Source organism: Mesorhizobium silamurunense (assembly GCF_014843825.1).
GTDB classification, from domain to species: Bacteria; Pseudomonadota; Alphaproteobacteria; order Rhizobiales; family Rhizobiaceae; genus Mesorhizobium; species Mesorhizobium silamurunense.
In genome coordinates this window covers 1-10,581 of sequence record NZ_JHQR01000231.1, presented here as the reverse complement: position 1 = coordinate 10,581, position 10,581 = coordinate 1, and the positions used below count along the sequence as shown (strand labels likewise).

Genomic DNA, 10,581 nt, shown 5'->3' with positions numbered 1-10,581 from the left:
GGACGCGTGGCTTGCGCCGCAGCCGGAGCGACGCTCGCTGCGGTCCGCTCGGCGCGCGCGGGTGCCGGCAATGAGCCCTCAAAGTCAAAAACCTCGGTCAACTCATTGATATTGCTTCCTGCGACAGGCTTCGCCCACAGGATCGTGCACCAAAGGCCGAATATGGCAAGGCCGAGCAGGTTCAGGCCGCCAGGCGCGCTCTCGGGATTGCCGAAATCGATGACTAGAAGCGTGCCTGCCTGCAGGAAGCCATAGACGCCGGAAAAGACGATATAGGACCACAGGATCCAGCTCGATCCATGGCATCGCGGCAGCGGCGCCAGGCGATATTGCCGCGCAGCGCGACGAAGATGAGCGACACAATAAGCGCGGCACCGGCCAGGCCTTGCCGCGAAGGTCCCGGCATCGAATTGATCAATCCCGCGAAGCCGATCGTTCCGGCAATGCAGAGCACGACCGCCACCGCCTCCGCTATGAACAGGCTTAGCGAATAGAAGAAGAAACGCAGACGGCCAATATTGGACGTGAACATTTTCTACCCCACCGTTTCAATAACGATGGATCAAAACCGTATAATATTCGGTTACTTTGAAGGATCGGCTCTTACAGATTTTAACTTTCTTTGTCCGCTGGTCGCCTGCGCGCAGCCGGCACCCGCCTCGGATCGTCTCCCGGCGAGCCGTCGCCTCGTGGCATTGCCGGAGAAAACCTGTCGAGCGACGAGATGATGCCGCGCAGCACCTTAAGCTCCGGCTCGGCGAAGCCCGCCCGCGTCAGCACGGCGCGCAGATTGTCGACCATCTTCGGCTTCTTCTCTTCCGGACGGAAATAGCCTCGCGCCTCAAGCGCCCCTTCGAGATAGGTGAACAGGCTGTGAAGCTGTTCCTTGGTCGCCGGAACGAGCTCCGGTCCGGAAAAGTTGGTCGCGGTCTCTTCGGCGAGGCTGGACTTCATCCATTCATAGGACATCAACAGCACGGCTTGCGCGATGTTGAGCGAGGAGAAGCTGGGATCGACCGGAAAAGTGACGATCTCGTCGGCGAGGCCGACCTCTTCATTGTAGAGGCCGAAACGCTCGCGGCCGAAAAGAATCCCGGTGCGCAGCCCGGCCCCAACGCGGGCCCGGAGCGCCCTGCCCGCTTCCACCGGGCCGCGCACCGGCTTGAAGCCGTCACGCTCGCGCGCCGTGGTGGCGAAGACGAAGTTGAGGTCGGCGACCGCCGAGGCAAGGTCGTCGAACACCCTTGTCGCATCGATGACATGGTCGGCGCGGCTGGCGGCCGCGCGCGCCTTCTCGCTCGGCCAGCCATCGCGCGGATTGACCAGGCGCAGCTCCGAAAGGCCGAAATTCGCCATGGCGCGCGCGACCATGCCGATATTCTCGCCGAGCTGCGGCTCGACAAGGATGATCGCCGGTCCGGCGGGATTGGCGGCATCGTTCGCGGCTGGCATGGCTCTCCGTACATAGGGTTTGCGGCGTTTCGGCGTCCCCTGCCACATCCGGCCCGGAAAATGAAGCATTCACAAGCGCGGCACCGGTCTGCGGCTGGCTCATCGCGGTTTGCGCGCTCAAAAAGGCTTTGATATACGCTCCGCAACCCCGGCCGAAACCATGCGGGCAAGGCCGTTCAGATCCCCCAGCAACGAGGCATTCTTTCCATGGCGAAGATCAAGGTGGCGAACCCGGTCGTCGAGCTCGACGGCGACGAGATGACCCGCATCATCTGGCAGTTCATCAAGGACAAGCTGATCCACCCCTATCTCGACCTCAAGCTGGACTATTTCGACCTCGGCATCGAGAACCGCGACGCCACCAATGACCAGGTGACGATCGACTCCGCCAACGCGATCAAGAAATACGGCGTCGGCGTGAAATGCGCGACGATCACGCCCGACGAGGCGCGCGTCGAGGAATTCAAGCTGAAGAAGATGTGGAAGTCGCCGAACGGCACCATCCGCAACATCCTCGGCGGCACCATCTTCCGCGAGCCGATCATCATGAAGAACGTGCCGCGCCTGGTGCCGGGCTGGACCAAGCCGATCGTCGTCGGCCGTCACGCCTTCGGCGATCAGTACCGCGCCACCGACTTCCGCTTCCCCGGCAAGGGCAAGCTGACGATCAAGTTCGTCGGCGAGGACGGCCAAGTGATCGAGCACGACGTCTATGACGCGCCGGGCGCCGGTGTCGCGATGGCCATGTACAATCTCGACGAGTCGATCCGCGAGTTTGCCCGAGCTTCGCTGAACTACGGCCTGCTGCGCAACTTCCCGGTCTATCTGTCGACCAAGAACACCATTCTCAAGGCCTATGACGGCCGCTTCAAGGACATCTTCCAGGAAGTTTACGAGAAGGAATTCGAGGCTGAGTTCAAGGCGAGAAAACTCTGGTACGAGCACCGCCTGATCGACGACATGGTGGCTTCCAGCCTGAAATGGTCGGGCGGCTATGTCTGGGCCTGCAAGAACTATGACGGCGACGTTCAGTCCGACACGGTGGCGCAAGGGTTCGGCTCGCTCGGCCTGATGACCTCGGTGCTGATGACGCCGGACGGCAAGACGGTGGAAGCGGAAGCCGCGCACGGCACTGTCACCCGCCACTATCGCCAGCACCAGAAGGGCGAGGAAACCTCGACCAATTCGATCGCCTCGATCTTCGCCTGGACGCGCGGCCTCGCCCACCGCGCCAAGCTCGACGACAATGCCGAACTGAAGCGCTTCGCCGAGACGCTGGAAAAGGTCTGCATCCAGACCGTCGAGGCCGGCTTCATGACCAAGGACCTGTCGCTGCTGATCGGCCCCGACCAGCCCTGGCTGTCGACCACCGGCTTCCTCGACAAGATCGACGAGAATCTGCAGAAGGCCATGGGGTGACGATGCGGACCTTGGCCGACAAGGTCCGCATCTGTGCGGCAAACAATGCCGATCTCTACGAAGCGGTGTTTCGGGCTCTCGGATTAAGGGAGCACCGAAATCCGTTCATTTGGTGGAGTGAGTCGCCGGCTCCACCTTATTACTCCAATCTGACGACGTTGGATTCCGACCCAATCGAGCTTCAACTGAAAGCGGTCAAGCAGTTAAGTTTGGCGCTTGAAGGTCCCTTTGCAGTCAAGGACGGGTTTTGTCGGCTCGACCTTGCCGATCTCGGGTTCAAGCTTCTTTTCGGGGCAAGCTGGATATGGGCTGATCCGAATAGTGCAATCGGCGACACCGGTGGTCGCATGGCAGTTGGATGGCAGCGCATCTGTGATGCCGATGCGCTCAGAGCCTGGGAAAATGCATGGGCTTCCGACAACCCAAGTGACCGACGCGTGTTCCCACCGGCAATACTCGACAACCCTGGCGTTGCATTTTTTGGGCGCGCCACCACCGATGGCTTTGATGCCGGCTGCATCGTGAACCGCTCGCCAGAGGCAATGGGCCTATCGAATGTGTTTGCGAAAGGCAACGACGCTGAAACCGTCTATCGAGATGCCGCGAATGCAGCTTTTGCCCACGCCAACGGGCTTCCGCTCGTGGGATATGAACATGGTGACGCGCTGCGCGTGGCGCACATAACCGGCTTCGAACCGGTCGGGGACTTGCGCATTTGGCTTCAGCTTAGCGAGTGAACAGCTTGAACACCCCCCTCATCTACGGCTCCGACTACAGCGTCTATGTTCGTATCGTAAGGATTGCGCTGGAGGAGAAGGGCATCGACTATGAATTGGTGCCGGTCGACATCTTCGCGACCGACGGCATTCCGGCCTGGTACCTCGAACACCACCCGTTCGGCCGCATCCCGGCCTTCGAGCATGACGGTTTTCGCCTGTTCGAGACCGGCGCGATCGCGCGCTATGTCGACGAGGCCTTCGCCGGTCCGGCCCTGCAGCCCACGGATCCGCGCGGTCGCGCGAGGATGGGCCAGATTGCTGGCATGCTCGATGCCTATGGCTACCGCGCCATGGTCTGGGACGTCGCGGTCGAGCGGCTAGAGAAGGCGCCAGCCGACGAGGATCTGATCGCCGGTGGCCTAATCCAGGCGGAGACGGTGCTGAAAGTGCTGACCTCACTGAAGGCGAAAGGCCCATGGCTGCTGGGCGAGCAGCTGACGCTGGCCGACCTGCACGCAGCTCCGATCATCGCCTATTTCGTCAAGGTTGCCGAAGGACGCGACATGCTGGCGCGGTTTCCCGATATTCAAGGCTGGTATTCGCGCATGGCTGACCGCCCGAGCTTTGCCAAGACGGAGAAGGCTGGCTGAAGCAAGCGCGTCCCGGCCTGCGACAGTTCAGGCCGGGTTCTACGGCCAAAGACCTATCTCCGGCCGGGCCACCATCAGCCAGAGAATGGCGAGCACCGCGCCAAAGGCTGGAAAGCCACAGGCGAACCAGATGCGAAAGAGGCGCCTCTCCTCCTCGGGCAGAGGGGCATTTTTCAAGACCGCGTGCCGCGCCAGATCGCGCATGCGCAACTGGATCCAGACCACCGGCAGCCAGAAGGCGCCGGCAACCGCATAAAGCAGCAACGAAAGCACGATCCAGCCTTGGCTGAGCGGCCATCCCATCTCGCGCGCCAGCAACGCGCCGGTGATCGGCTGGACGACAACAGCCGTTGCCGTGAAGATGGCATCGGCAACCACGACCGTGCCGGCGACGTGAGCGACAATCTCGGGCTTGCCGGTCCGCTGCGCCATCAGCATGAAGAACGCTATGCCGGCACCGGTGCCGAACAGCGCGGTGGCGCCGATCATGTGCAGCCAGCGCAATATGTCGGCCCAGATGCTCATCGCTCTTCCAGGATTGCAAGAGCCACCAAGACGAGGCAAAGCGTCGGCACGGCCTTGACGATGGCCCCGAGAGGATCGAGCCACAGATCGGGGGCAAGCGCCGCCGCCGCGGCAAGGTAGAGCAAGGTGATGGCAATCATCGCCATCAGCGCCGATCGTGCGAAGGGTCGAACGACAACCGCGGCGCCGACAACGATGTCGGCAACACTTCCGGCCAGAACCATCCCGCGCGCGAGGAAGTCCGGCAGGCCACGCGAGATGAGGATGTCTGCGGCCACATCCTGCTGGACAAGCCCGACAATGCCCGAAACCAGCCAGAACACAGACAAGACGGCAAACACGATCGGCTTCAGCAGCCAAAGGCGCGCGAACCACCGTTCCTGAACATGCGCCGGCATGGCCGCCAGCGTTGCTTCCAAGGGTTGCGGCGGGCGACCAATGATTTCGACCCAGGGTTTCGGATTGCCGGTGACGCCCCTGTCGAGCGCGGCAAGCGCCGCACTGCGCAAGGGAGATCGCCACCCGAGAAGGCCGAGCCCATCGGCGACCATGCCGGCGAGCCAGCCGACAATCGCCGGCATCGCTACGACCGCCGCCTTCGGCAAGCCGAGCCAGGCTCGAAATTCAAGAAGGACGGCGCCGAGAGGTCTGGCGCGTTCCTCGACCACATCGATGATCTGCCCGCGCGCCAGAGACCCGCCGACGGCCCGCGATACCGCATCGGCGACATCCGCAACGGATAGCGTCTGGATCGGCCGGTCCGAAAGCACGGCCGGCACGAAGTATGGAAACGCGGCCAGCGCGCGCAACAATGCCGTTCCGCCATAGGCGGCGGGCGCGATGACCAGGCCGGGCCGCAGGATCGTCCAATCCAGGGAGGACGACTCGACGGCGCGGTCACCTTCGGCCTTGGTGCGAAAGAACGCGTTTTCGGATTTGAGGTCGGCACCGATCGCGGAAATCTGTACCAGCCGGCGCACACCGACCTGTTCGCAAGCGGTGACGAGAGCAGCGACCGACCGCCGATGGATGGCGTCAAGATGGTCGCGCGGACCGTCCTGCAAGGCGCCGGCGGCGTTCACAATCGCCTCCACGCCGGCAAGCAAGCGGGCCCAGTCCGCCGCTGCGAGCAGTCGTGACATGTCCGCCGCGATCCACTCTGCGCCCGGCTTCCGCCGTCGCGCATCGCGGACGTCACGACCGAGCCCAACGACGTCGTGGCCGTCCTCGATCAAGCGTCCGAGGACGGCTTCTCCGATCAGTCCGTAGCCGCCAAGGACGAGGACCTTCATCCGCTGGCTCAGGCGGCTTCGAGGGCCGCCCTCACCGCCGCGATCGCATCATTGGCCCTGGAAATGTCGGGGCCGCCGGCCTGGGCCATGTCGGGACGTCCGCCGCCCCCCTGCCCGCCCAATGCCGCCGAAGCGACGCGCACGAGGTCGACGGCGCTGAAGCGGCCGGTCAGGTCGTCGGTCACGCCTACAACGACACTTGCCTTGTTGTCCTCGCCGGCACCGACAAAGACGACAATGCCGGAGCCCAGCGTCTTCTTGCCGGCATCCGCCAGCGGCTTCAGGTCCTTCGGCGCGACACACCTTGCCGAGGAAGCCGACGCCGGCGACGGTCTCGTTGGCGGGCGGGGCATCGGACACGGCCGTGCCGGCACCAAGCGCCAGCTTCTTGCGCGCTTCGGTCAATTCCTTTTCGAGCTTCTTGCGCTCCTCGAGCAGCGCCTCGACGCGCGCCGGCACGTCGGCCGGCGAGATCTTCAAGGTCGCCGCGGCAGTCTTCAGGCGCCTGTCCTGCTCGTCGAGGTGCCTGCGCGCCGCCTCGCCGGTCAGCGCCTCGATGCGCCGCACGCCGGCCGCCACCGCGCTGTCCGACAGGATGCGCACCAGCCCGATATCGCCGGTCGACCTGACATGCGTGCCGCCGCAGAGCTCGACCGAATAGGGACGGTTGGCTTTGGCGCCATGCAGGCCGGTGCCCATCGACACGACGCGCACCTCGTCGCCGTACTTTTCCCCGAACAGCGCCATCGCGCCTTCGGCAATCGCATCGTCGACCGACATCAACCGCGTCGTCACCGGGCTGTTCTGCACGACGATCTCGTTCGCCATGCGCTCGACATCCTCGAGCTCCTCCGGCGAGATCGGCTTGTTGTGCGAGATGTCGAAGCGCAGCCGATCGGGCGCGACCAGCGAGCCCTTTTGCGCGACATGGGTGCCCAGCACCTCGCGCAGTGCCTCGTGGATGAGATGCGTCGCGGAATGGTTGGCGCGCAGCTTCGAGCGACGCGCATGGTCGACCTTCAGCTCGACGGCCGCACCCGTCTTGATCGTACCGCTCGTCACTTTGCCGAGATGCACGAACAGCCCATCGGCCTTCTTCTGCGTGTCGGAGATATCGATCGAGAATCCGTCGCCGGTAATAACGCCGGTATCGCCCATCTGGCCGCCGGATTCGCCGTAGAACGGCGTCTGGTTGACGACCACGGCGACGGCGTCGCCCTGGCTGGCGCTGTCGACAGTCTTGCCATCCTTGACCAGCGTCTGGACCAGACCTTCGGCCTGCTCGGTCTCGTAGCCGAGGAATTCTGTCGCACCGGTCTTCTCGCGCACCGGAAACCAGATCGTCTCGGTCGCTGCTTCACCGGAGCCCGCCCAATGCGCGCGCGCCTCCGCCTTTTGCCGCTCCATCGCATTGGTGAAGCCGGCTAGATCGACCGAAATGTTGCGCTGGCGCAGCGCGTCCTGCGTCAGATCGAGCGGGAAGCCGTAGGTGTCATAGAGCTTGAAGGCCGTCTCGCCGTCGAGCATATCGCCGGCATGGAGCGTGTCCGTCGCATCCGCGAGCAGGCCGAGACCGCGCACCAGCGTCTTGCGGAAGCGCGTCTCCTCGAGCTTCAGCGTTTCGGTGATCAGCGCTTCGCCGCGTACGAGTTCCGGATAGGCCTGGCCCATCTCGCGCACCAGTGCCGGAACCAACTGCCACATCAGCGGCTCCTTGGCGCCGAGCAACTGGGCATGACGCATGGCACGGCGCATGATGCGGCGCAGCACATAGCCGCGGCCTTCGTTGGACGGCAGCACGCCGTCGGCCACCAGGAAGGAGGACGAACGCAGATGGTCCGCGATCACCCGGTACGAGCCGACGTTCTCCTGGGTTGGGCCGTGCCCCAGCGCCGAGGACGCGGCGTCGATCAGGTGCTTGAACAGGTCGGTCTCGAAGACGCTCTCCACCCCTTGCAGGATGGACGCCATGCGCTCCAGGCCCATGCCGGTGTCGATCGACGGGCGCGGCAGGTCAATGCGCTCGTCCTTCGTCACCTGCTCATACTGCATGAACACCAGGTTCCAGAATTCAAGGAACCGGTCGCCATCCTCTTCCGGGCTGCCGGGCGGGCCGCCCCAGATATGCTCGCCGCGGTCGATGAAGATTTCCGAGCACGGCCCGCAAGGGCCGGTGTCGCCCATCGCCCAGAAATTGTCCGACGTCGGGATGCGGATGATGCGATCGTCCGAGAAGCCGGCGATCTTCTTCCAGTAGCCAGCCGCCTCGTCATCGGTGTGATAGACGGTGACCAAGAGCTTGTCTTTCGGCAGGCCGAATTCCTTGGTGATCAGGTTCCAGGCAAGCTCGATCGCGCGCTCTTTGAAGTAATCGCCGAACGAGAAATTGCCGAGCATCTCGAAGAAGGTCAGATGGCGCGCGGTGTAGCCGACATTGTCGAGGTCATTGTGCTTGCCGCCGGCGCGCACGCTCTTCTGCGCGGTCGAGGCGCGCGAATAGGCACGCTTCTCCAGGCCGGTGAAGACGTTCTTGAACTGCACCATGCCGGCGTTGGTGAACATCAGCGTCGGATCGTTGCGCGGCACCAGCGGGCTGGAGGCGACGATCTCGTGACCCTCCTTGCGGAAGTAGTCGAGGAATGTCGACCGGATGTCGTTCACGCCACTCATGGATACTGCCTTTTCGTAGGAACCGCCGGCGCGAAGGCCGGCGGCAAATGGGCTTCGTGTTTCAGAAGATAGATTGGCCTTTTAGCCGTAGCTCTTGACCCTGTCCAGAAACACGGAGTTGGACCAATCCGCCGGCTGGCAGGGTGTATCCTCGCCCAAAACGCAAACCGCCGGCGCGAAGGCCGGCGGTTCGAACGCAGTACTACGGAACTCGATTACATAAGCTTTAGATAATAGACCCGGATTATGGCCGAACTCCGGCAGTTGCCTTACATCGCGCCGGCTTCGTCTTCGAAGCCGTCGTCGCCGCCTTCGGAGCCGCCATTCTCGAGGAATTTTTCCGCGATCAGCCCGGCATTCTGCCTGAGCGCCAGCTCGATCTCGCGTGCCGTATCCGGATTGTCGCGCAGGAACAGCTTGGCGTTCTCGCGGCCCTGGCCGAGACGCTGCGAATTGTAGGAGAACCAGGCGCCCGACTTTTCGACCACGCCGGCCTTGACCCCGAGATCGACGAGCTCGCCGGTCTTCGACACGCCCTCGCCATACATGATGTCGAACTCGACCACCTTGAAGGGCGGGGCCAGCTTGTTCTTCACCACCTTGACGCGGGTCTGGTTGCCGACCACCTCGTCGCGATCCTTGACCGAGCCGATGCGGCGGATGTCGAGGCGCACCGAGGCGTAGAATTTCAGCGCGTTGCCGCCAGTGGTGGTTTCCGGCGAGCCGAACATGACGCCGATCTTCATGCGGATCTGGTTGATGAAGATGACCATGGTGTTGGAGCGCGAGATCGAGGCGGTGAGCTTGCGCAGCGCCTGGCTCATCAGGCGGGCCTGGAGACCCGGCAGCGCATCGCCCATCTCGCCCTCGATTTCGGCGCGCGGCGTCAGCGCCGCGACCGAATCGACCACCAGCACGTCGATGGCGCCGGAGCGCACCAGCGTGTCGCAGATCTCCAGCGCCTGCTCGCCGGTGTCGGGCTGCGAGATCAGGAGGTTTTCGAGATCGACGCCGAGCTTGCGGGCATAGACCGGATCGAGCGCGTGCTCGGCATCGACGAAGGCGCAGATACCGCCCTTCTTCTGGGCTTCCGCAACCGTGTGCAGCGCCAGCGTCGTCTTGCCCGAGCTTTCCGGCCCGTAGATTTCGATGATGCGGCCGCGCGGCAGGCCGCCGACGCCGAGCGCGATGTCGAGACCAAGCGATCCCGTCGGCACGGTTTCGATCTCGACGACCTGCTCGTTCGCGCCGAGCCGCATGATCGAGCCCTTGCCGAAGGCGCGCTCGATTTGCGACAGCGCCGCATCCAGAGCCTTTGATTTGTCCACTGCCTTATCCTCTACAAGCCGCAAAGTATTCTGAGCCATGATACATCACCCCTTGGTCGTCAATGAAGGCCGGACAATCCGCGATCCCTGACATTTTGTACCTTTTTTGTTCTCACTTGGCAAGAGGCATCAAACTACTGAAAACCAATCGATATCCGGATTTGTTCTATTTTTGTCCCGTCATGGCTGGATTTGCGCATACCCTATTTGGTCCAGCCTGGGCCGATTGCCTGGTCGATCCGAATCGCAGCCCCGATTGCGGGGCGATGCGCGGAAACCTAGTGTGCGCACGCGAACAATCAACAAAGGTCCACTCCGAGGCATGCCGACATCCCCAAAAATCCTGGCGCTGGGCGGCGCCCATATCGACAGGCGCGGCCAGGTGTCGGGCACCTATGTGCCCGCAGCGTCCAACCCCGGCGTCATGCGCGAGGATGTCGGCGGCGGCGTCTTCAACGCGCTGCGCAGCATGGTGAAGCGCGGCGTGTCGGCCTCGCTGCTTTCGGTGCGCGGCGGCGACGCGGCG

At 63.4% G+C, this 10,581-nt stretch carries 8 protein-coding genes and 2 pseudogenes; 4 read left to right on the top strand and 6 right to left on the bottom strand.

The window, feature by feature from the left end; translation table 11 throughout:
* Nucleotides 1-223 precede the first annotated feature (223 nt).
* Nucleotides 224-532: a hypothetical protein gene (locus DH10_RS25070; RefSeq protein WP_192253900.1), complete on the bottom strand. Its 309-nt coding sequence runs from the start codon at nucleotides 530-532 to the stop codon at nucleotides 224-226.
* Between the two features lie 80 nt (nucleotides 533-612).
* Nucleotides 613-1,452 carry an RNA methyltransferase gene (locus DH10_RS25065; protein WP_192253899.1) on the bottom strand — a complete coding sequence of 280 codons (840 nt, stop codon included), beginning with the start codon at nucleotides 1,450-1,452 and terminating at the stop codon, nucleotides 613-615.
* Between the two features lie 207 nt (nucleotides 1,453-1,659).
* On the opposite strand from DH10_RS25065, the gene DH10_RS25060 reads away from it, so the two are divergent.
* From DH10_RS25060 to DH10_RS25050, 3 genes are read left to right on the top strand one after another with little or no spacing between them, the layout of a single operon-like run.
* Nucleotides 1,660-2,871 carry an NADP-dependent isocitrate dehydrogenase gene (locus tag DH10_RS25060; protein ID WP_192253898.1) on the top strand — a complete coding sequence of 404 codons (1,212 nt, stop codon included), beginning with the start codon at nucleotides 1,660-1,662 and terminating at the stop codon, nucleotides 2,869-2,871.
* Between the two features lie 2 nt (nucleotides 2,872-2,873).
* Nucleotides 2,874-3,608 carry a hypothetical protein gene (locus tag DH10_RS25055; protein ID WP_192254044.1) on the top strand — a complete coding sequence of 245 codons (735 nt, stop codon included), beginning with the start codon at nucleotides 2,874-2,876 and terminating at the stop codon, nucleotides 3,606-3,608.
* 5 nt (nucleotides 3,609-3,613) lie between these two features.
* Complete coding sequence (locus tag DH10_RS25050) at nucleotides 3,614-4,240, top strand: glutathione S-transferase family protein (protein WP_192253897.1); 627 nt, start codon at nucleotides 3,614-3,616, stop codon at nucleotides 4,238-4,240.
* A 39-nt stretch (nucleotides 4,241-4,279) separates the two neighbouring features.
* Here DH10_RS25050 and DH10_RS25045 read toward each other — a convergent pair whose 3' ends face one another.
* The 4 genes and pseudogenes from DH10_RS25045 to recA form a co-directional block, all read right to left on the bottom strand.
* A complete protein-coding gene (locus DH10_RS25045; RefSeq protein WP_192253896.1) occupies nucleotides 4,280-4,765 on the bottom strand; it encodes a DUF2269 family protein in 486 nt (161 codons plus the stop codon).
* Nucleotides 4,762-6,057: an SDR family oxidoreductase gene (locus tag DH10_RS25040; protein WP_192253895.1), complete on the bottom strand. Its 1,296-nt coding sequence runs from the start codon at nucleotides 6,055-6,057 to the stop codon at nucleotides 4,762-4,764. Before DH10_RS25040 ends, DH10_RS25045 begins: the two co-directional genes overlap by 4 nt.
* Nucleotides 6,058-6,065: 8 nt before the next feature.
* Nucleotides 6,066-8,727: pseudogene (alaS, locus tag DH10_RS25035) on the bottom strand (alanine--tRNA ligase).
* A gap of 269 nt (nucleotides 8,728-8,996) precedes the next feature.
* A complete protein-coding gene (recA, locus tag DH10_RS25030) occupies nucleotides 8,997-10,094 on the bottom strand; it encodes a recombinase RecA (protein WP_112127716.1) in 1,098 nt (365 codons plus the stop codon).
* 283 nt (nucleotides 10,095-10,377) lie between these two features.
* On the opposite strand from recA, the pseudogene DH10_RS25025 reads away from it, so the two are divergent.
* Nucleotides 10,378-10,581, top strand: a pseudogene (locus DH10_RS25025) (carbohydrate kinase); the annotation flags it as partial.

Coding starts and splice junctions, on each gene's coding strand:
- DH10_RS25070 (WP_192253900.1), bottom strand. CDS start 532: ATGTTCACGTCCAATATTGGCCGTCTGCGTTTCTTCTTCTATTCGCTA.
- DH10_RS25065 (WP_192253899.1), bottom strand. CDS start 1,452: ATGCCAGCCGCGAACGATGCCGCCAATCCCGCCGGACCGGCGATCATC.
- DH10_RS25040 (WP_192253895.1), bottom strand. CDS start 6,057: ATGAAGGTCCTCGTCCTTGGCGGCTACGGACTGATCGGAGAAGCCGTC.
- recA (WP_112127716.1), bottom strand. CDS start 10,094: ATGGCTCAGAATACTTTGCGGCTTGTAGAGGATAAGGCAGTGGACAAA.
- DH10_RS25045 (WP_192253896.1), bottom strand. CDS start 4,765: ATGAGCATCTGGGCCGACATATTGCGCTGGCTGCACATGATCGGCGCC.
- DH10_RS25055 (WP_192254044.1), top strand. CDS start 2,874: ATGCGGACCTTGGCCGACAAGGTCCGCATCTGTGCGGCAAACAATGCC.
- DH10_RS25060 (WP_192253898.1), top strand. CDS start 1,660: ATGGCGAAGATCAAGGTGGCGAACCCGGTCGTCGAGCTCGACGGCGAC.